General features: G+C 74.0%; 20 protein-coding genes. 9 read left to right on the forward strand and 11 right to left on the reverse strand.

Translation table 11 applies throughout. From position 1 onward, the window contains the following. Positions 1–116 precede the first annotated feature (116 nt). Positions 117–2,354, reverse strand: coding sequence for a catalase/peroxidase HPI (gene katG, locus ASG36_RS09115; protein ID WP_235494789.1), 2,238 nt, complete (start codon positions 2,352–2,354; stop codon positions 117–119). A gap of 22 nt (positions 2,355–2,376) precedes the next feature. Further along, positions 2,377–2,850 carry a Fur family transcriptional regulator gene (locus ASG36_RS09120; protein WP_055762968.1) on the reverse strand — a complete coding sequence of 158 codons (474 nt, stop codon included), beginning with the start codon at positions 2,848–2,850 and terminating at the stop codon, positions 2,377–2,379. Positions 2,851–3,129: 279 nt separating this feature from the next. Here ASG36_RS09120 and ASG36_RS09125 point away from each other — a divergent pair, with 279 nt between their 5' ends. Genes ASG36_RS09125 through ASG36_RS09140 form a run of 4 tightly spaced genes read left to right on the forward strand, consistent with a single transcriptional unit; the run spans position 3,130 to position 6,656 of the window. Next, positions 3,130–4,368: a thiolase family protein gene (locus ASG36_RS09125; RefSeq protein WP_055762971.1), complete on the forward strand. Its 1,239-nt coding sequence runs from the start codon at positions 3,130–3,132 to the stop codon at positions 4,366–4,368. After that, entirely contained in the window at positions 4,368–5,213 is an 846-nt protein-coding gene (locus ASG36_RS09130; protein WP_055762975.1) for a 3-hydroxyacyl-CoA dehydrogenase family protein, read from the forward strand. Before ASG36_RS09125 ends, ASG36_RS09130 begins: the two co-directional genes overlap by 1 nt. A 10-nt stretch (positions 5,214–5,223) precedes the next feature. Then, entirely contained in the window at positions 5,224–6,000 is a 777-nt protein-coding gene (locus ASG36_RS09135) for an enoyl-CoA hydratase/isomerase family protein (RefSeq protein WP_055762977.1), read from the forward strand. Then, a complete protein-coding gene (locus ASG36_RS09140) occupies positions 5,997–6,656 on the forward strand; it encodes a histidine phosphatase family protein (protein ID WP_055762980.1) in 660 nt (219 codons plus the stop codon). The genes ASG36_RS09135 and ASG36_RS09140 overlap by 4 nt, the downstream gene beginning before the upstream one ends. 18 nt (positions 6,657–6,674) lie before the next feature. Here the strand turns inward: ASG36_RS09140 and ASG36_RS09145 are convergent, their stop codons facing one another. After that, entirely contained in the window at positions 6,675–6,884 is a 210-nt protein-coding gene (locus tag ASG36_RS09145) for a hypothetical protein (RefSeq protein WP_055762984.1), read from the reverse strand. A 117-nt stretch (positions 6,885–7,001) separates the two neighbouring features. Continuing rightward, positions 7,002–7,832 (reverse strand): aldo/keto reductase, encoded by an 831-nt coding sequence (locus ASG36_RS09150; protein ID WP_055762988.1) that lies wholly within the window; start codon positions 7,830–7,832, stop codon positions 7,002–7,004. Between the two features lie 74 nt (positions 7,833–7,906). On the opposite strand from ASG36_RS09150, the gene ASG36_RS09155 reads away from it, so the two are divergent. Then, a complete protein-coding gene (locus ASG36_RS09155; RefSeq protein WP_055762991.1) occupies positions 7,907–8,542 on the forward strand; it encodes an MBL fold metallo-hydrolase in 636 nt (211 codons plus the stop codon). A gap of 47 nt (positions 8,543–8,589) precedes the next feature. Next, positions 8,590–8,862: a hypothetical protein gene (locus tag ASG36_RS09160; protein ID WP_055762994.1), complete on the forward strand. Its 273-nt coding sequence runs from the start codon at positions 8,590–8,592 to the stop codon at positions 8,860–8,862. 33 nt (positions 8,863–8,895) lie between these two features. On the opposite strand, the gene ASG36_RS09165 is transcribed toward ASG36_RS09160, so the two are convergent. The 4 genes from ASG36_RS09165 to ASG36_RS09180 all read right to left on the reverse strand — a co-directional run bounded on the left by ASG36_RS09165 (position 8,896) and on the right by ASG36_RS09180 (position 13,118). Beyond that, positions 8,896–10,005 carry a S9 family peptidase gene (locus tag ASG36_RS09165; protein ID WP_055762996.1) on the reverse strand — a complete coding sequence of 370 codons (1,110 nt, stop codon included), beginning with the start codon at positions 10,003–10,005 and terminating at the stop codon, positions 8,896–8,898. A gap of 77 nt (positions 10,006–10,082) precedes the next feature. Next, on the reverse strand, positions 10,083–10,568 hold the full coding sequence (locus ASG36_RS09170) for an SRPBCC domain-containing protein (RefSeq protein WP_055762999.1): 486 nt from the start codon (positions 10,566–10,568) through the stop codon (positions 10,083–10,085). A gap of 101 nt (positions 10,569–10,669) precedes the next feature. Continuing rightward, positions 10,670–12,256 (reverse strand): HNH endonuclease signature motif containing protein, encoded by a 1,587-nt coding sequence (locus ASG36_RS09175; protein WP_157498745.1) that lies wholly within the window; start codon positions 12,254–12,256, stop codon positions 10,670–10,672. Between the two features lie 121 nt (positions 12,257–12,377). Then, positions 12,378–13,118 (reverse strand): GntR family transcriptional regulator, encoded by a 741-nt coding sequence (locus ASG36_RS09180; protein WP_055763005.1) that lies wholly within the window; start codon positions 13,116–13,118, stop codon positions 12,378–12,380. A gap of 204 nt (positions 13,119–13,322) precedes the next feature. On the opposite strand from ASG36_RS09180, the gene ASG36_RS09185 reads away from it, so the two are divergent. Beyond that, a complete protein-coding gene (locus ASG36_RS09185; protein WP_055763008.1) occupies positions 13,323–13,913 on the forward strand; it encodes a TetR/AcrR family transcriptional regulator in 591 nt (196 codons plus the stop codon). Between the two features lie 95 nt (positions 13,914–14,008). Next, positions 14,009–14,584 (forward strand): TetR/AcrR family transcriptional regulator, encoded by a 576-nt coding sequence (locus ASG36_RS09190; RefSeq protein WP_055763010.1) that lies wholly within the window; start codon positions 14,009–14,011, stop codon positions 14,582–14,584. Here ASG36_RS09190 and ASG36_RS09195 read toward each other — a convergent pair. The 3 genes from ASG36_RS09195 to ASG36_RS09205 are packed head-to-tail and all read right to left on the reverse strand — an operon-like array spanning position 14,581 to position 18,577. Continuing rightward, positions 14,581–15,810, reverse strand: coding sequence for a metallophosphoesterase (locus tag ASG36_RS09195; protein WP_235494791.1), 1,230 nt, complete (start codon positions 15,808–15,810; stop codon positions 14,581–14,583). The genes ASG36_RS09190 and ASG36_RS09195 overlap by 4 nt on opposite strands. A gap of 31 nt (positions 15,811–15,841) precedes the next feature. Continuing rightward, positions 15,842–16,690 carry an amidohydrolase family protein gene (locus ASG36_RS09200; RefSeq protein WP_055763012.1) on the reverse strand — a complete coding sequence of 283 codons (849 nt, stop codon included), beginning with the start codon at positions 16,688–16,690 and terminating at the stop codon, positions 15,842–15,844. Between the two features lie 12 nt (positions 16,691–16,702). After that, positions 16,703–18,577 carry a CYTH and CHAD domain-containing protein gene (locus ASG36_RS09205; RefSeq protein WP_055763015.1) on the reverse strand — a complete coding sequence of 625 codons (1,875 nt, stop codon included), beginning with the start codon at positions 18,575–18,577 and terminating at the stop codon, positions 16,703–16,705. A gap of 129 nt (positions 18,578–18,706) precedes the next feature. Between ASG36_RS09205 and ASG36_RS09210 the strand changes: the two genes are divergently transcribed. Further along, positions 18,707–19,663: an endonuclease/exonuclease/phosphatase family protein gene (locus ASG36_RS09210; protein ID WP_055763018.1), complete on the forward strand. Its 957-nt coding sequence runs from the start codon at positions 18,707–18,709 to the stop codon at positions 19,661–19,663. Positions 19,664–19,757 lie beyond the last annotated feature (94 nt).

Here is a 19,757-nt window from a genome sequence, read left to right on the forward strand (position 1 = left end):
ACCAAGGGCAGGCTGACCTTAGACGCGGTGCACGAGAACGTCGAGGCCCCCCCAGGGAGTTCCCAGACACGCAGGAGGCCCCCGTGCACACGCACGGGGGCCTCCTGGCTGCTACGTCACTTCACGTCGTAGCGGTCCAGCTCCATGACCTTGGTCCAGGCGGCGACGAAGTCGCGGGTGAACTTCTCCGCCGAGTCGCCCTGGGCGTAGACCTCCGCGACGGCCCGCAGCTCGGAGTTCGACCCGAAGAGCAGGTCGATCCGGCTGCCGGTCCACACGACCTGGCCGGCGGTGTCGCGGGCCTCGTAGCTGCCGTCCCCGACCGGCTTCCAGGTGTTCTCCATGTCCAGGAGGTTCACGAAGAAGTCGTTGGTCAGGGTGTGCGGACGGCTGGTGAGCACGCCCTGCGCCGAGCCGCCGTTGTTGGCACCCAGCACCCGGAGGCCACCGACGAGCACGGTCATCTCCGGCGCGGACAGGCCGAGCAGGTTCGCCCGGTCGACCAGCAGGTACTCGGCGGGCAGCATCTCGCCCTTGCCGGTGACGTTGCGGAAGCCGTCGGTGCGCAGCTCCATCCAGGAGAAGGAGTCCTCGTCGGTCTGCTCCTGGGTGGCGTCGGTGCGGCCCGGGGTGAAGGGCACCGTCAGCTGCGTCCCGGCGTCGGCGGCGGCCTTCTCGACCCCGGCGTTGCCGGCGATGACCACCAGGTCGGCGAAGGAGACCTTGCGACCGTCCGCCGCCGAGGCGTCGAAGTCGGCCTTGATCCCCTCGAGGACGCCGATGATCCCGGCGAGCTCGTCGGGCTGGTTGATGTCCCAGCTCGCCTGCGGCTGGAGCCGGATGCGCCCGCCGTTGGCGCCACCGCGCTTGTCGCTGATCCGGAAGGTCGCGGCCGCGGCCCACGCGGTGTTGACCAGCTGGCCCACGGTGAGACCGGAGGCGAGCACCTTCTCCTTGAGGACGGCGACGTCGGCGTCGGTGACCAGCGGGTGGTCCACGGCCGGCACGCGGTCCTGCCAGACCAGCTCCTCCTGCGGCACGAGCGGGCCGAGGTAGCGCTGGATCGGGCCCATGTCGCGGTGGGTGAGCTTGAACCAGGCGCGGGCGAAGGCGTCGGCGTAGTCGTCGGGGTTCGCCAGGAAGCGGCGGGTGATCTCCTCGTACACCGGGTCCACGCGCAGCGCGATGTCGCTGGTGAGCATGGTCGGGTAGCGGTTCATCTCACCGGACTCGGGGTCGGGGATGGTGTTCGCGCCCCCGCCGTCCACCGGGCGCCACTGGTGCGCACCGGCCGGGCTCTTCTCGAGCTCCCACTCGTAGGCGTAGAGGTTCTCCAGGTAGCCCATGCCCCAGCGGGTGGGGGTCGAGGTCCAGGTGACCTCCAGGCCGGAGGTGATGGCGTCGCGGCCCTTGCCGGAGCCGAAGGAGTTGGCCCAGCCGAAGCCCTGCGCCTCGAGCGGGGCGGCCTCGGGCTCGGGGCCGACGTGCGGCTCGGGGTCGGCGGCACCGTGGGTCTTGCCGAAGGTGTGCCCACCGGCGATGAGGGCGACGGTCTCCTCGTCGTTCATGGCCATCCGGCCGAAGGTCTCGCGGATGTCCCGGGCGGAGCCCATCGGGTCGGGGTTGCCGGCCGGGCCCTCGGGGTTGACGTAGATCAGGCCCATCTGGACGGCGGCCAGCGGACCCTGCAGCTTGTCGTCGGCGCCGTAGCGCTCGCGACCCAGCCAGGTCTGCTCAGGGCCCCAGTAGACGTCCTCGTCGGGCTCCCACACGTCGGGGCGGCCGAAGGCGAAGCCGAAGGTCTGGAAGCCCATGGTCTCCAGCGCGCGGTTGCCGGTGAAGACGATCAGGTCGGCCCAGGAGAGCTTCTGGCCGTACTTCTGCTTGACCGGCCAGAGCAGCCGACGGGCCTTGTCCAGGCTCGCGTTGTCCGGCCAGCTGTTCAGCGGGGCGAAGCGCTGCATGCCGGCCCCGGCGCCGCCGCGGCCGTCGCTGACCCGGTAGGTGCCGGCGCTGTGCCAGGCCATCCGGATGAAGAGGCCGCCGTAGTGGCCGAAGTCGGCGGGCCACCAGTCCTTGGAGTCGGTCATGATCGCGTCGACGTCGCGGGTGAGCTCCTCGACGTCGATCGTCGCCACCGCGGCGGCGTAGTCGAAGTCGGCGTCGAGCGGGTTGGCCACGGCCGGGTGCTTGCGCAGCACCTTGAGGTTGAGCGAGTTGGGCCACCAGTCCTGGTTGCCCCCACCCTCGGTCGGGTGCTTGAAGCGGTCGCCCATGGGGCAGCCGCCGTCGACCTCGTCGTTCATGTTGCGCTCGACGGTCTGGGTGTCGATGGGCAGGTTCTCGTCGCTCACGTGACTTCCTTCCGGACGGGGATCAGGCGTGGAGCTGAGGAACGGGGAGCTGTGGAACGGGGTGCGGTGTCGCGGGGGCGGCGACGCACGCGGCGCAGCGCCCCCAGTAGATGACCTCGGCCTCGTCGACGACGAAGCCGCGGTCGGCCGACGGGGTCAGGCAGGGGGCCTCGCCGATGGCGCAGTCGACGTCGACGATCACCCCGCAGGACCGGCAGACCAGGTGGTGGTGGTTGTCGCCGACCCGGGACTCGTACCGCGCGACCGAACCCGAGGGCTCGATCCGCCGCACCAGCCCGGACGACGTCAGCGCCCGGAGCACGTCGTAGACGGCCTGGTGCGAGACCTCGGGCAGCTGCTCGCGGACCAGCCGCAGCACCGTGTCGGTGGTGGCGTGCGGGTGGGCGCGGACGACGCCGAGGACGGCCAGCCGCGGCCGGGTCACGCGCAGGGCTGCCGAGCGCAGCTCCTGCTCGAGGTCCGGCGGCGTGGTCACCCCCCGAGCATGCGGGCTGTTCTGGAACGAGTCAAGTAAAGGACCGGCGAACGTTGCACGGCCGTTGACACGACCGGTGCCCCTGACCACCGTGTCGCCCACGGGGCACCCGACCGGGGTCCGCCGGTGACGGGGCAGGTCACCGGCGCGCCCGCCGTCCCCGCTCCCGCTGGTCGGGAGCGGGGACTTGCCCTGCCCATCGGCGTGCACGAAGGTGGCGACAGGCTTTCCTGACCGTCCGGTCAGTTTCACCGGACGTCCCAGCTGCGAGGAGCGACGATGCCGTCCACCGAGGTCTACCTGGTCAGCGGGGCCCGCACGCCCCAGGGCAAGTACGGCGGGGCCCTGGCCGGGGTCCGGCCCGACGACCTGGCCGCCCTCGTCGTCGGTGAGGCGCTGCGCCGCTCGGGTGCCGGGGCCGAGTTCGTCGAGGAGGTCGTGCTCGGTGCGGCCAACCAGTCCGGGGAGGACAACCGCGACGTGGCCCGGATGGCCGTGCTGCTGGCCGGCCTCCCCGACACCGTGCCCGGGTACACCACCAACCGGCTGTGCGCGTCGGGGCTGACCGCCACCGCCTCGGCCGCGGCCTCCATCCGGGCCGGGGAGATCGACCTGGCCATCGCCGGCGGGGTCGAGTCGATGACCCGCGCCCCCTGGGTCATGGCCAAGCCCGGCACCCCGTGGGCGCGCCCGGGCGAGGTCGTGGACACCTCGCTGGGCTGGCGCTTCACCAACCCGACCTTCGCCGCGCACGACCGCGCCGTCGAGCACCCCGAGGACCCCAGCACCCGCAAGATCACCCTCACCATGGGCGAGACCGCCGAGGAGATCGCCGCGCTGGACGGGCTCACCCGCGACGAGTGCGACGCCTTCGCCGTCCGCAGCCACGCCCGGGCCGTCGCCGCGCAGGAGGCCGGCCGGTTCGACGCCGAGATCGTCCCGGTCGAGGTCGTCGGCAAGAAGGAGACCGTCACCGTCACCCGGGACGAGGGCCCCCGCCCCGGTTCCTCGCTGGAGTCCCTCGGCAAGCTCAAGCCGGTCTTCCGGAAGGGCGGCATCGTGACCGCCGGGAACAGCTCCCCGCTCTCGGACGGCGCGGCCGCGCTGGTGCTGGCCAGCGGCGAGGCCGTCGAGCGGCACGGGCTCACCCCCCGGGCCCGCGTCGTCGTCTCCGCCTCGGCCGGCGTGGCCCCCAACGTGATGGGCCTGGGTCCGGTGCCCTCGACGGAGAAGGCGCTGGCCAAGGCCGGCTGGAGCACCGCCGACCTCGACGCCGTCGAGCTGAACGAGGCCTTCGCCGCCCAGTCCCTCGGGGTGCTGCGCCGGCTGGGCATCGACGAGGAGATCGTCAACGCCGACGGCGGCGCGATCGCCCTGGGCCACCCGCTGGGCTGCTCCGGCGCCCGGCTGCTGGTCACCCTGCTCGGCCGCCTGGAGCGCGAGGGCGGCCGCCGCGGGCTGGCCACGCTGTGCGTCGGTGTCGGCCAGGGCGTGTCGATGCTGGTGGAGCGGGTCTGATGGCCCGCCCGGTCGGCGTCGTCGGCGGCGGGCGGATGGGCGGCGGGATCGCCCAGGCGCTGCTGGGCACCGGCGCGCAGGTGCACGTGGTCGAGGCCGGGGACGACGCCGCGCAGGCCGCCCACGACCGGATCGTCGCCGGACTCGAGGAGGCCGACCGCCGCGGGAAGCTGACCGGGTCCGTCGCCGAGGTGGCCGCCCGCCTGACGATGGTGGACTCCGCCGCCGAGCTGCCCGGTGACACCGTGCTCGTGGTCGAGGCCGTGCCCGAGGTGCCGGCGCTGAAGATCGCGGTGCTGCGGGCCGCCGAGGCCGCGATCGGCCCGGACGCGGTGCTGGCCACCAACACCAGCTCCCTGTCGGTGACCGAACTGGCCGCGGCACTGGACCGGCCGGCCCGCTTCCTCGGGATGCACTTCTTCAACCCCGTGCCGGCGTCGAAGCTGGTCGAGGTGGTCGTCGCCCCGGAGACCGCTGCGGACGTCGTCGAGACCGCTCGGGCGTGGGTGCGCGAGCTGGGCAAGACCGACGTCGTGGTGAAGGACTCCCCCGGCTTCGCGTCGTCCCGGCTGGGCGTGCTGCTCGGCCTGGAGGCGATCCGGATGCTCGAGGAGGGCGTGGCCGACGCCGAGGCGATCGACACCGCCATGGAGCTGGGCTACCGGCACCCGATGGGCCCGCTGCGCTCCACGGACCTGGTCGGTCTCGACGTCCGGCTGGCCATCGCCGACTACTTGGCCGGGACCCTGGGCGACCGGTTCGCCGCCCCCCAGCTGCTGCGTGACAAGGTGGCCGCCGGTGACCTGGGTCGCAAGACCGGTCGCGGCTTCCACGACTACAGCTGAGGGGACGACGATGTCCGACACCGTCACTCGTACGGACGCCGACGGCGTCGCCACGCTGACCCTGCTGGTCCCGGGGCTGTCGCGGCAGTCCCGCGCCGACCTGACCGCGGCCATCGAGGGCGTGGCGGGCGACCGGTCGGTGCGCGCCGTGGTGCTCACCGGCTCCGGCCGGGCGTTCTGCGTCGGGCAGGACCTCGCCGAGCACGTGCAGGCGCTGCACGGGGACGCGAGCACCTCCCTGGACGTCGTCGCCGACTCCTACAACCCGATGGTGCTGGCCTTCGCCGGGCTGCGGGTGCCCACCGTGGTGGCGGTCAACGGCGCCTGCGTCGGGGCCGGGCTGGGGCTCGCCCTGCGCGGTGACCTGCGGGTGGCCGCGGCGGGCGCGAAGTTCGGCACCGCGTTCGCCGGCATCGGGCTGGGCAGCGACTCCGCCCTGGCCTCCGCGCTGGTGCACTCGGTGGGCGGCTCCCGGGCCACCCAGCTGCTCCTCTTCTCCGACACGTTCACCGCCGAGCAGGCCGGTGAGTGGGGCCTGGTGCACCACGTCGTCCCCGCCGAGGAGGTCCTGGTGACCGCGCAGCAGCTGGCCGGCCGGCTCGCCGCCGGCCCGACCGCGGCCTACCGGGCCATCAAGGAGGTGCTCGCGACGGCGGCGACGGACTCCCTGGCCGACACCCTCGCGCTGGAGGGTCGGCTGCAGAAGGCACTGGGCCAGACGCACGACCACACCGAGGCCGTCGAGGCGTTCCTGGCCAAGCGTCCGCCGGTCTTCACCGGCGAGTGAACGGCCGACTGCTGCTGGTGCGGCACGGCCAGTCCGAGGCCAACGTGGCGATGCGGCTGGACTCGCTGCCGCCGGGCGCCCCGCTGACCGAGGACGGGCAGGCACAGGCCCGCGCGCTCGTCGACACCCTGCGCGGCATCCCCGTCGCGGCGGTGCTGGCCTCCCGCGCGCTGCGGGCGCAGCAGACCGCGGCCCCGCTGGCGGCCGGGCTGGGGCTGGACGTCGACGTCCGCGACGGGCTGCAGGAGACCTTCGTCGGTGACCTGGAGGGGCAGGCGGGCTGGCCGGTGCTGGAGGAGTACGACCGCGCCTACGGGCAGTGGTTCGCCGGCTCACCTGAGGTGGCGCCCCCGGGCGGGGAGAGCGGGCACGACGTGCTGGCCCGCTACCTGCCGGTGGTCGAGGACGTCCGTCGCCTGCTCGAGGCCGATCCGGAGCGCTCGGTGGTCGTGGTCAGCCACGGGGCGGCGATCCGCTGGGTGGCGACGTCGGTGTCGGACCTGCCGGCGACCTTCGCGATGACCACGCACCTGGCGAACACCGAGTTCGCCGTGCTGGCCCCGGTCGAGGGCGGCTGGGTGTGCGAGCGGTTCGGGGCGCACCTGGCGCCCTTAGAGGTGCCCGACGAGGACGCGCCGGTGGCGCCCCCGGTCTGAGGGGCTCGGTACGGGGGCTCAGTACAGGAGGTCGGCGCAGGCCTCGCAGGACTCGTCGTCCGCGCCGTCCCAGCGCTGCTCGACGTCGACGCGGGCCAGGGCGCCGCAGACGGCGACCTCGCAGGCGCCGTCCACCTCCGACGGGCTGCGGTGCAGCTCGACGGCGTGCCAGATGCCGGTGCTGCGGCCCTGGGCCGCGGCGAGGGTGAGGACCAGTTCGCTGCTCATGTCCCCACCGTCGGCCGCCGCGGGTGTGGTGTGCAGTTGCGTCGCTGACGAACTCACCCGTCCGGGTTGGTCACCTTCTCGCCCTCCAGGTCGGGAACCCGCTGTTCGCCCTGCGTGTCAGAACTCCTCCCAGGTGGCGGGGTCCTGGCGCGGATCGGTGCGCTCACCGGTGTCCAGGGCGGTCATCGCGGCCAGGTCGGCGTCGGTGAGGGCGAAGCCGAACACGTCCAGGTTGGCCACCAGGCGCTCACGCGAGCTGGCCTTCGGGATGGTGACCAGGCCCTGCTGCACGTGCCAGCGGAGCACCACCTGCGCGGGGGTGACGTCGTGCTCGGCGGCGATCCGGGTCACGACGTCGTCGCCCAGCAGGTCCCCGCCGTTGGCCAGCGGCGACCAGGACTGGGTGACGATGCCCCGGCGGGCGTCGTCGTCGCGCTGGGCGACCTGTGGGAAGCGCGGGTGGCACTCGATCTGGTTCACCGCCGGGACGGTGCTGGTCTCGGCGGCCAGCCGGTCCAGGTGCTCGGGCTGGAAGTTGGAGACGCCGATCGCCCGGGTCAGGCCCTGCGCGGTGAGCTCCTGCAGGGCCTGCCACGACTCGAGGTAGCGGTCCTGCTGCGGCAGCGGCCAGTGCACGAGGTAGAGGTCGACGTGGTCCAGGCCCAGCCGGCGCAGGCTGTCGGTGAGCGCCTGCTTCGCCGACTCGCCGCCCTGGTCGGCGCCGCGCAGCTTCGTGGTCACGAAGACGTCGTCCCGGGCGAGCCCGGAGTCGACCAGCCCCTGCCCGACACCGACCTCGTTCTCGTACTTGGCCGCGGTGTCGACCATCCGGTAGCCGACCTCGAGGCCCTCCCGCACGATGCGCCGGATCTCCTCGTCCTCCACCCGGGCGGTGCCCAGGCCCAGCTGCGGGATCTCGACGCCGTTGTTCAGCCTCACGTGTTCCATGCCCGGCTCCTGCCCCGCACACCGGCCGGCCGAACACGCTGCGCTCCACCCGTCCTGGACATAGCGTCGGGCGCATGCAGCTCACCAAGCACGGACATGCCTGCGTCGTCCTGTCCGACGGCGACCGCCGCCTGGTCCTCGACCCCGGTTCGCTGACCGAGGAGAGCGCCTGGACCGGCGCCTCGGCGGTGCTTGTCACCCACGAGCACTTCGACCACCTCGACGTCGGCCGCACGAAGCAGGCCCTGGCCGAGGACCCGGCGTTGGAGGTGTGGACCAACCGCTCGGTCGCCGAGCAGCTCGACGGCGGCTCCCGGGTGCACGTCGTAGGCGACGGCGACGCCTTCACCGCGGCCGGCTTCGAGGTCACCGCGCACGGCGAGCACCACGCGGTCATCCACCCCGACGTCCCGACCATCCTCAACACCGGGTTCCTCGTCGACGGGCAGGTCTTCCACCCCGGTGACGCGCTCACCGCGCCCGGCGTCGCCGTCCCCACCCTGCTGCTGCCCCTGCACGCGCCCTGGTCGAAGGTCTCCGAGCTGGTCGACTACCTGCGCGAGGTGGCCGCCCCGCAGGCCTACGCCGTGCACGACGGGCTGCTCAACGACATCGGGCTGCAGGCGATCGGCGGGATGGTCGGGGAGAAGGGTCCCGGCTCGCCGTCGACCTACCACCGGCTGGCCCCCGGGGAGTCGGTCCAGCTGTGACACCGGGGTCACGTTCGGGCTCCCGCGGGCCCGGGTAGGCGGCGGCCATGCCTGCTGAGGACTACGACATCGAGGAGCAGGGCGACCACGAGTACGTCGTCCGGCTGAACGAGCAGGGCGAGACCGTCGAGGTCTGGTTCAAGCTCTCCCCCGCCGTGCTGGACCGCCTGGGCGTGTCCGACGACGACGAGCCGGACTTCATCGTGACGACGATCGACTTCCTGAAGAAGCACCAGGACGTCGCCGACTTCCCCGACATCATCGACATCGAGGACGTGCTGGCGACCTACGACGACTACGAGGACGCCGTCACCGGCTGACCGCGTTCCACGTGGAACCCGGCCCCGCTGCTCTCAGGCGGGGACGGGTGCCCCGGTCAGCCGGGGGGCCAGCCAGCGGGCGACCTCGAGGTACTTCTCGTCGGCGTGGTTGTCGACGCAGTGGTCGCCGTCCGCCCACTCCTGCCAGGTCTTGTCCGTGGAGGCGGCGAGGTCGTGGATCGGCCGCGCGTTCGCGATCTTGAAGACGGCGTCCCGCTTGCCGTGCTGCACCAGCAGTGGGCAGGTGAGGCCGGACAGCGTCTCGGCGTCCAGGGCGAGGCCGTCCATCAGGCTGCGCGCGGCGTCCTCGTCGTGCTGCAGGCCGAGCATCGCCTGGACCTTGCCGATGAAGCGCGGGAAGCGGGTGTGGGTCTCCGACGGGGTCACCGTGCCCCCGGTGACGACGCAGGCGGCGATCCGCGGGTCCTGCGCAGCGAGCAGGGCGGCCAGGTGTCCGCCCATGCTGTTGCCCCAGACGGCGACCCGGTCGCCGAGGCGGTCGTCGGCGAGCACGTGGTCGACGGCCGCGGACAGCGCCAGCCGCACGTCGCGGTCCAGGTGCAGCCCGCCCAGGACGCGGGTCTCGCCCTGGCCGGGGGCGTCGAGCAGGAACAGCGCGACGCCGCGGTCGCGGACGAGCTCGGCACCGGCGGCGTACTCCTCGCGCCAGGCGTCCATCCCGCCGAGCACCATCACCACGGGCGGGCGGACGACGCCGTGCGGTCGGAGCAGCCAGCCACGCAGGCTCTTCCCGGCCCACGGCACCTCGATGTGCTCGGCCGGGGGGTCGAGCAGGGCGCCGGCGCGACCGAAGGCCTCGACCAGGCTGCGGTAGTGGGCCTGCTTGGCCGGGCCGTCCTCCAGCGGGATCTGCCCGAAGGACCAGCAGGCGGCGGCGCGGAGGAACTTCTCCCGGGCCGTCACCGGGTCACCGACCGCCATCGCCTCGACGGCCAGCCGGGTCTGCCGGCGGGCGAGCCGGGCGGCCACCTCCGACCAGGCGGCGCCGGCGGAGACCCCGGCGTGCAGCTCGTCGGCGTCGGTGGCCTGCATGCCGTTGCCGACCATCCGGTGCCGGGGCATGGCGCGGATCAACGCGGCGGCGGCGGCCTGCCACTCGAGGGCGTGCGCAGCAGCGCTCACAGCAGTGCTCCAGAGGTCGAGCGGCGGGGGTCCGTCTTCGTCAACGGTAGGTGCGGTGCACGGGTTCCGCGCCCGGGTCAGTTCCCGGTGTCGGCAGCGTCCGGAGAGTTCACCTGGGCGAGGTGTTCGGGCAACTTGGCGAGCTCGGAGTCGACGGTGTGCTGCACCAAGCGCGTGGTGGCGCCCTTCTGCACGAACCGGACCAGCTTGGAGCCGCCCTTGGGCTGGTGGGTGACGGTGATGGTGACCGCGGTGCCCGCCTCGTCGACGGCGTCGGCCAGCTCGATGCGGGTGGTCCAGGTCTCCGGGGTGAGCTCCAGCCGGGTGGCGACCGTCTTCTGCGGTTCCCACTCGACGATCTCCCCGCGCGGTGCCGTGGCCGCCGGTGGCCGGTCGACCTCGATGCGGCCCGGGACGCACACGAACGTGGTCCCCAGGCCGGCCGTGCCGGTGACGACGTAGGAGACGTCGCAGACCGCGCAGTAGGGCTCGAGCACGGCCAGGGCGCGCCAGACCTCGGCCCGGCTCTGCGGGACCGTTCGGGTGCCGGTCGCGGTGGTCATGCAGCTCCTGAGGTGGTGCGGACGGGGGTCCTGGTGCGCCCCTGACGGTAACCGCGCGACCTGGGGCCCCAGCGTCCGTGCCGCCACCTCGACCGGGGAGCTCAGAACGGCGGCGGGTCGTCCGCGGGGTTCACCACGGGTGCGGGCAGCTCGGGGACCGCGGTCTCCAGTGGGTGGAGCAGGTCGTCGGGTCGGAGTCGGTGGTGGGTGCCCGGGGGTGCGCTCGTCCTCGTGACCCCGGACGGTGTGGTGACCGACAGTCGTCCGTCCGGGGTCATGGAGTAGCGCCAGCCGGGTGCGTGGGTCTTGAGCCGGTGGTGGCGTCGACACAGGTTGCAGAGGTTGTCGCAGGACGTCGGTCCGCCGTCGTGGAAGGCGACGACGTGGTCGGCGTCGGTGAACCGGGCCGGTCTCTGGCAGCCAGGGTGGCGGCAGGTGCGGTCACGGGCGTCGATGAACCGGTTCTGCTCGGCGGTCGGCCGGTAGGCGTCGGTCGGTGGTGGCGCGTCCAACACCGGGCAGTCGCAGGGCAGGGCCGTCCTCTCGTGCTCAGGGCAACCCCTGCGGGCCAGGTGTCTGAGCTGGTGCGGGGTCACCACCGCCCGCAGCGCCCCGGTCCCGGGGTCGGTGAGCGCCACCTCGGCGGTCCCGCCCGGTGGGACCTCGAGGCCGATGGCGGTGCAGAACCCCAGTTGGGTCAGCAGCTCGCACAGGTGAGCTGCGGTGATGGGCTGGTTGCCGACCCGTCCGTCCTGGAGTCCTGACCCCTCCGGCGGGTCCGGCAGCGTCGCGAACAAGGTCAGGTGCGCCGTGACCGGCTCCCGGGAGGTGTCCCACGGCCGCAGGATCAGGTCGGTCGCGACCAGAGCGCGGAGTTCGCCGATGGGCCGGGTGTCGCCTTCGGCCTTGCGTAGGCGGGCGTAGGTGTCGCAGGTGTCCCACGACGCGGCCGCGACCTCGGTGGGCATGCGCACGACGAAGTCGGCGAACCCGTCCGCCGGGTTGCGGACCACAACGTCGGTGAGCTTCTTGGCGGCCTTGCGCCGCCGATCGGAGGCCTCGGCGTCGTACTGCAGCAACAAAGCCGCCGCCCGCTCCCGCAGCCGGTAGGGGCCCTCCCCGGCGACCGCCCACTGCAACGCCTCCCGATCGACGGCGGCCACGATCTCGGCGTCCACCGCCGGTGCCTGCCACCCCAGGGCCTTCACCAGGGCGTACGCCCGCGGCTCGTCTATGCGGCCCTCAGCGAGGGCATGCCAGGTGTCGATGAGCTGCTCACGCAGCACCAGGGAGAAGTTGGCCAGGGTGTCCGCCCGCATCCGCGACGTGCCCAGGACGCTGGCGAGCTCGTCGGTGAAGAACTCGGTGACCCCGTTGAACGTGCGCCCGGACCCCCAGCCCTCGGCCTTGGCGGCGGGGTCGTCGGGGTTGAGGTCCCACAGGTCCGGGCGCACGTCGGCGAACCGCTTCACAACGTCGGCCCGGAAGGCCGCCAGCTGGGAGTCCGCGTCGGCGAGGGCCTGCAGGGCGGAAGCGCAGGCTGCGTCGTCCCAGTGGGAGACGTCCACGATCTCCGACAGACGGGTCCGTCGACGGGTCACCCCAGGAGGCAGGTCCTCGTCCGGCCCGCAGTCGGGCACGGCCAGCGAGGCCGACACCCCCACCTGCCACCGCGGCCCCGTCTCCATGCAGCTGACGGTAGCCAGGGGGTCTGACAGAAACGGGCCCCGAACAGGGCCCTCAGCAGCACTTTTCTCCGCGACCACACCACCACGGAGGGTGACCCAGGCCGTCCGGGACCGCTGGGCCTCAGTGGCCGCTGACCGACACCTCGAACTCGACCTGGCTGACGTCGGGACGCAGCCGGGCGAAGGAGTGCACGAGGGGGTGACCGGCGGGGTCGTGCACCGTCGTCCGCACCACCAGCAGCGGTGACCCCGCGCTGACCTGGAGCAGCTCGGCCTCCGCGGCCCCGGCGGTGGCCACGTCCACCTTGATCCGGGCCTGGGCGAGCTCGGCCTGGTACTCGGTGCGCAGGAACTCGTACAGCGAGCCGTGCCCGAAGTCCTCGGTGGCGACCTTGGGGTAGGTCTCGGCGTGCAGGTAGGAGTGCACGACGTGGTTGGGCAGCCCGTCCACCGACCGCAGCCGCACGAGCTCCACCACCTCGTCGGCCGGGTCCAGACCCAGCTCCGCGGCCACCGACGGCGGCACCGGGGCGACGTGCTGGGTGACCACCGTGGTGCCGACCTGCGCACCACCCTCGGTCATCGCCGACCGGAAGCCGGCGATGCGGTGCACGAAGCTCTCGCGGTACTCGTGCCGGATGCCCGGGCGGGTGACGTAGGTGCCACGACCCTGCTCACGCACCAGGTGGCCGTCGGCGACCAGACCGTCCACGGCCCGCCGCAGCGTGATCCGGCTGACCCCGTACTCCTCGCACAACACCGGCTCCGGCGGCAGCAGCGTGTGCTCGGGGAGCCCGGCGACCCGGCGCCGGAGGTGCTCCCGGACGGCGAGGTACTTCGGACCTGCCTCCGGGCTCGCCACGACGGCGAACCTACGCCACGACGAGACGTCTAGCACGAGCAGACGTCTAGACGTCATGACGACGAACGACTCGCCCGACCCGACGATGCGCAACAGGATCGTCCGCAATGCATCTGGGATCGATCCCAGACCCTTGCCGGGACGCCAGGACACCGGTCTACCCTCAGCCCCCGACCCGCCCCCCGGCACCGACAGGACGCCCCGATGGACCCCCAGCAGCCCCGCTCGGCCGGTCGACCGCGCGACCCCGGTCTGGACGTGGCGATCCGGGCCGCCGCGATCGAGCTCCTCGCCGAGGGCGGCCTCGACGCCTGTGCCCTCGACGAGGTGGCCCGCCGCGCCGGGGTGGGCAAGGCGACGATCTACCGGCGCTGGCCCAGCAAGGAGGCGTTGGTCCTCGACGCCTTCCGCAACGCCACGACCCTGCCCGTCCCCGAGGGCGACCGGGGCAGCCTCGTCGCGGACGCCCGGGCCCACCTGGAGGGGCTGCGCGCGGCGCTGGGCACGCCGCTGGCCAGGGCCACCCGGCAGCTGACCCCCGACCTGCCCCGGCACCCGGAGCTGGTCGAGGTGCTGCGCGACGGCCGGGCCCGGGCCTGGGACGTCGCCACGGCCGCCGTCGTCCGGCGGGCCGAGGAGCGGGGCGAGGTGGCGCCGGGTGGCTTCCCCGAGCTGGCGCTGCGGGCGGCTGCGGCCCTGCTCACCGAGCGGTTCCTGATGCAGATGGGTCCGGTCGACGACACCCTCGTCGAAGAGCTCCTGGACGCCGTCGTCCGCCCCCACCTGCACAGCTGACGCCCAGGGCGATCCGACTGAGCGGTCTCGGTGCTGGCGCCCCGTCGTGGCCGACCCGGGTCGCTCCCAGGCCCCTGGCCTGGGAGGATGCACGGATGACCGGGGGTGACTGGCGGGAACGCAAGCGGGACGCCACCCGGCAACGGCTCTCCGACGCCGCCTTCGAGCTGTTCGAGGACCGTGGCTACGACGCCACCCCGGTCAGCGACGTCGCGGCCCACGCGGGCGTCTCGGTGCCGACGTTCTACAAGTACTTCGCCGACAAGGAGCACGTCGTCCTGCCGCCGCAGGACCAGGGCTGGATCGTCGCCCTGCTCGAGAGCACCCCCGCCGACCAGCCGCTGCCCGAGCGCATCCGGCTCGGCCTGCAGTCGATGATCGCCGCCCTCCCCCCGGAGCGCCACGCCGAGCTGCTGCGCCGGTGGCGGCTCGTGCTCACCGTCCCGGTGCTCCGGCGCCGGAGCATGGAGCGGGAGATGGCCTCGGTCCAGGTGCTGCTGGACCACCTGGACGTCGACCCGACGAGCTCGGACGGCGCTGCCGACACCGTCGTGGTCGCGGCCTGCATGAACGCCTCGACCACCTCGTTCCTGCGCTGGGCGGCCGGGGACGGCGAGCGCTCGCTGGCCCAGTTCGTCGACGAGGCCTTCGAGGCACTCCGCTCGATCTAGGGCACCAGCTCGATCACGGTGACCTCCGGTCGGGCGCCGACGCGCATCGGCGGGCCCCAGTACCCCGCACCCGAGGTGACGTACAGCTGGGTGTCGCCCTGCCGGGACAGCCCCTCCACGGCCGGCTGGTCCAACAGCACCGCGTAGTCGAAGGGCCACAGCTGCCCACCGTGGGTGTGCCCGGACAGCTGCAGGTCCACCCCGGCCCGGCGGGCCTGCTCGACCTGCACCGGCTGGTGGGCCAGCAGCACGACCGGGGTCGACTCGTCCCGACCGTCGAGCGCGGCGTCCAGGTCCGCGCCGTGCCCGGGCAGCCCGGAGTCCGCCGCGGTGCGGTCGTCGATGCCGGCCAGGTCGAACGTCGTCCCGCCGCGGCCCAGCGCCACCCGCTCGTTGCGCAGCACGTCGATGCCCAGGCCGCCGAGGTGGGTCAGCCAGGCGTTGGTGTCCACGAAGTACTCGTGGTTGCCGGTGACGAAGAACGCGCCCTCCCGGCTGACCAGGTCGCCCAGCGGGGCGGCGTCCTCGCGCAGCTCGGACACCTCGCCGTCCACCAGGTCGCCGACGATGGCGACCACGTCGGCGTCCTGGGCGTTGACCGTCTCCACCAGCCGTTCGAAGCGCCGGCCGCCGTACGTCGTGGACAGGTGGCCGTCGGAGAAGGTGACGATCCGGTAGCCGGCGAGCTCGGGGGCCAGCCCCGGGATGGTGATCGGCACCCGGCGCACCAGCGGGGCGGAGTTCGCGGCCCACGCGCCGTAGCCGGCGGTGCTCACGGCGGCCACGCCCGCGGTCACCGCGAGCGAGCGGGCCAGGAACAGCCGTCGGGTGACGTCGGTGGGCTCCGGCGCCGGCTCGGGGGCGGGCTCCTCGACGGGCGTGGGGACGGCGGCCGGGGTCCGCCGGCGCTGCACCGCCCGCAGCACCCAGCGGACCGGCTCCAGCACCAGCACGGCCAGGAAGAGGTAGAAGGCGACACCCAGCCAGGTGAAGCCCAGCCAGTCCAGCGGCACCTGGACCACCCCGGGGAGCTCCAGCCGGGAGAAGCGCACGGTCAGGGCGAGGACCGGGAGCAGGGCCAGGACGACGGCGAGCACGGTGAGCCGGCGGCGGACCCGACCCGGACGGGTGGTTCCGCGGACCAGGCGGGCCCACGGGAGCAGGTGCAGCAGCAACATCGCGGTGGTGGCGATGGCCGCCGCGCCGAGCAGGCCGATCAGGGACAAGCCGGGACTCCAGTCAGAGGGGGATCAGCAGTCAGACGCCGAAGACCCGCGCTGCGTTCCCGCCGAGCACCAGCCCGACCGTCTCGTCGTCGGGCAGGAGGGCGGCGACCGCACGGGCGTTGGCCGCGGTGCCGGGCACGCCGGGCCAGTCTGTGCCGAACACCATCCGCCGGGTGAGCCGGGTCCAGTCGTGCCGGGCGTAGTAGTCGCGCAGCTTGTGCGGGGGCAGCCCGGAGAGCTCCAGCCACACGTTCGGCCGGGCCAGCGCCATGAAGGCGGCCGCGTCGTACCACCAGCCGCGCCCGCCGTGGGCGAGGACGACGTCCATGGTGGGGAAGTCCCCCACCACCTCGTCGAGCAGCACCGGGTCGGCGAACCGGTTCATCGAGCCGGGGAACGAGCTGGTGCCCACGTGCACGACCACCGGCACGCCGCGGGCCCGGCAGACCTCGTAGGCGGGGTAGAGCGCGCGGTCGTTGCAGGCGAACCCGGCGTGCACCGGGTGCAGCTTCACCGCCACGGCACCCAGGTCCAGCTGGCGCTCGACCTCCTCGCCGAGCGGGAAGTGCAGGTGCGGGTTGACGTTGGCGACCAGCCGGAAGCGCTCGGGGGCGTGCTCGACCACCGGCAGCACGTCCTCCACCGGCTGGATGCCGGTGGCCTTGGGGCTGTACTCGGTGAACAGCAGCGCGACGTCGACGCCCTGCTCGGCGAACAGCGCGTCCAGCTCGGCCGGGCGCACGGAGCCTGCCTCGTCGTAGACGCGGCCGAGCACCTCGGCGTCACCGAATCGGGCCGCCCAGTCGTGCCAGGCCTGCTTGAGCGTGGGCAGCCGGGCGGCGTGCACGTGCGCGTCGACCAGCCGGTGCCCGTCGATCACCGGGGTGGTCGCCTACTTCTTCGCACCGACGGCGTTGAGCACCGGCGCCAGCGAGGGCCACAGCGCCCAGAAGTCGTGCTCCGCGCGCTGGGCGCGGGCCTCCTCCAGGGCGTGCAGCCGGCCGTAGGTCCAGGCGTTCTCCCCGGCACCGAAGGCGGCGATGCCCAGCTGACGGCACTGCTCCCGGGTGACCACGGTGTCCTGCCGGTCGCCCAGCACGTCCTGCAGCTGCTTCATCGCGTCGACCACGCCCATCGCCGACCCGCCCAGCACGGGGGCCGCGACCTCGGCGGTGTACCGGACCCGCTTGCCGGCCTTGCGCACCTCGTGCAGCGCCAGCTCGTAGGGCGTCTCGGCGGTGCCGGTGGACTCGTCCTGGTGCTGGGGCGGCGAGCCGAGCGGGGCGTCGCCGCGCTCGGCGACCTCGGCGTCCTCGACGTGGCCGCGCAGCCGCTTCACCGTGCGGCGCAGCACCTCGGCGACCAGGTCGGCGGCCTGCTCGCCGGCGCGCTCGGTGAGCGGCGGGTGCTGGACCAGGTCGAACAGGGTGTCCAGCAGGGTGAGGTAGCGGGCGGTGCCCAGCACCTGCAGGGCCCGGTCGGCACCGCCGGTCTCGCCCTGCAGCTCGGCCTGCTGCAGCCGGGCGGCCACCGGGCCGAGCACCAGCTCGGGGGGCTGCGCGGCGACCAGCGCCCGCAGGTGCTCGAGGCTCACCTCGGCGTCCCGGGTGCCCGACAGCTCCTGGCCCAGCCACTGCAGCTCGGCGCGGACCGGGTCGGTGCGCTCCCGGTCCAGCACCGGCCGGTAGGCGGCCAGGATGCTGCGCAGCCGGCGGCAGGCCACCCGGACCTGGTGCACGCCGTCCGCGGTGTCGGTGCGGACCATCACGTCGGCCCGCTGCAGTGCGGCGAGCTGGGCGGCCAGGGCGTCGACGACGACGTCCCCGGCCTTGGGGATCGCGTCCAGCCGGGCCTGCTCGGCGGCGGCCGCGGCCCGGGCCTTCGCGGCCTTCTTCGCGGCCTTCGCCTCGGCGGCGACCCGCTTCGCGTGCTCCTTCGCTGCCTTCTCCGCCGCCTTCGCCGCGGCCTTCGCGGCCGCCTCGCGGCGGGCGGTCTCCTTGGCGCGGGCCTTCTTGCCCTCCGGCAGGGGCTCCTCGTCCACCGGCTCCGGCGTCGGGAGGTCCTCGGGCTCGTCCTCGCTGGCCGGGGGCTCGGCGCCGTCCTCGTCGACGTCGGTGTCCGCGTCGTCGGCGGCAGGCGCGGGCGGCGGGGCGAGCCGGTCGGCGAGCACCCGGGTGAGCTTGGCCGGGGAGTCCGAGGGGCGGGCGCCGGAGAGCTCGAGCTCGGCGCCGACGGCACCGAGCAGCTCCTCGTCGCCGTCCACGAGCTCGACCTCGACCTCACGCCAGGTGGTGACGACGGCGGCCTCGCCGGCGCGGGCGGGCAGGGCGGTGCCGGTGACCTGGTCGTCGGCGACCTCGGCCAGCACCCGGCCGTCCTCGGCGAGCAGCGTGACCACGGTCCGGCGGGTGTGCAGCGTGGCCACCTGGGCGGGGATGGCCCGGCGCACGATGCCGACGACCGGCGCCAGCACCGCACGCGGCGGGGCCTTGAGCGCCCGGCCCAGCGGGGACTGCAGCTCCAGGCGCGCCCCGGCCGAGGCCGGCAGCTTCACGTGCCACCCGGCGTCGGTGCCACCGGTGCGCCGACGCAGGGTGATCTTGGCGTGCGCCAGGCGCAGGTCGCTGGTGTCGTAGTAGCTCGCGGCGAGCTCGTGCACCACGGGGGCGCCGACCGAGGCGACCCCGGGCACCGCGCTGAGGTCGGGCAGCGCGAACGTCTCCTCGACGTCGAACTTCCGCTCGATCTCGGTGTGCTGGCTGGCCACGGGGCACCCACTCCTGCTCGGTCGTCCGACCACGCCCGAACGAGGTGGTCAGCGCAGTTGTTACCGCAACCAGGTGAACGGCACACCTCGGAGTGGATCTTGGGGAGGGCCCGCCTACCGTGGCCGTCGATGGCCTCGACCCCGCGCGACCTCCTCCCGCTGGCCGCCGCGACCCCGTGGGCGGTGTGGGCGACGCTGCGCGCCACCGGCACCGAGCGGGGCTTCCCGCTGGTGCCGGCCCTGTCGTTCACGCCCTACGCGGCGCTCACCTCGGTGCTGCCGCTGGGGTTCGCGGTGGCCCGCCGGTCGGCGCCCGCGGCCCTGCTGGCCGGGGTGGCGACCGGCGCACTGACCACCGCCGTGCTCGGACGACGGGGCACCCGACCCACCCCGGAGGGGGCGGTGCCCTTCCGGCTGGGCACGGTCAACCTGCTGCACGGGCGGGCCGACCCCGCCGGGCTGGTGGCGCTCGTCCGCCGGGAGCGGCTGGACGCCCTGGCGCTGCAGGAGGTCACCCCCGAGGCCGAGGCGGGTCTGCGGGCGGCGGGGATCGGCGACCTGCTGCCGCACGACCACGTGGTGCACGCCCGGCCGGGCAACCCGCCCGGCGCCGGCGGGGCCGTCTTCTCCCGGACGCCGCTGACGGACCGGACCACGGTGCCGGGCCGGTTCGACCAGCCCCGGGCGGTGATCGAGGTGCCCGGCGCACTCGGCGTGGACCTCACGGCGGTGCACAGCCAGCCACCGGCGGGCTCCCCCGCCGACGTCGCCGGGTGGGTGGCCGACCTCGAGGCGCTGCCCGCTCCCGGCGCCGACGTCGTGCGCGTGCTGGCCGGGGACTACAACGCCACCCTCGACCACGCCGGGTTCCGCCGGCTGCTCGCCCGCGGGTACGTCGACGCGGCCCGCGCGGCCGGGCAGGCGCTGACCACCACCTGGACGCCGCAGCGCCTGCCGCACCCGCGGCTCGTGATCGACCACGTGCTGGTCGACCGCCGGGTCGGGGTGCGCGCGGTGCGGGTGCACCGGGTGGCCGGCAGCGACCACCGGGCCGTCGTCGCGGAGCTGTCGCTGCCGCCCCGCTGAGCGGGAGCCCCGGGCGGCGGGGCTGGCCACCGCCGCCCGGGCACCCCTGCACTGCCCCGCGACCGTCCCTCCTGCACCTGATCGGTGTTGCGTC

Source organism: Geodermatophilus sp. Leaf369 (assembly GCF_001424455.1).
Lineage (GTDB): Bacteria > Actinomycetota > Actinomycetes > Mycobacteriales > Geodermatophilaceae > Klenkia.